The organism is Achromobacter sp. SIMBA_011 (genome assembly GCF_046535435.1).
In the GTDB taxonomy this organism is placed as follows: domain Bacteria; phylum Pseudomonadota; class Gammaproteobacteria; order Burkholderiales; family Burkholderiaceae_B; genus Achromobacter; species Achromobacter dolens.
The window spans coordinates 1-231 of record NZ_JAWRWN010001317.1; the positions used below are offsets into that span (position 1 = coordinate 1).

1 protein-coding gene is annotated in these 231 nt (G+C 58.0%); it reads right to left on the reverse strand.

All coding sequences use genetic code 11. The features are described from left to right. A partial coding sequence (locus SB816_RS35350; RefSeq protein WP_410548665.1) for a hypothetical protein occupies positions 1-205 on the reverse strand: 205 nt, incomplete at its 3' end. Positions 206-231: the final 26 nt, after the last annotated feature.

The window sequence follows — 231 nt, forward strand, 5'->3', positions numbered from 1 at the left end:
GTTCCTGGAAGCGGTAGTCCGACCGCTTGTCGATGAACATGACCGCAGCCTGGACATAGCTCGTCTTGCGCTCCCAGTTTTCGAGAACGATGCCGATCGCGAATTGCGGTACACGGCGGTATGGGCGGATCGCCCGGCTGATGCTTGCATAGGCGAGGAATTCAGGCAGCGTGAAGCCTGCCCGGTCGCGAAGAACGTTTTTCATTGTGTGATCCCTGATGGAAGGTGGTG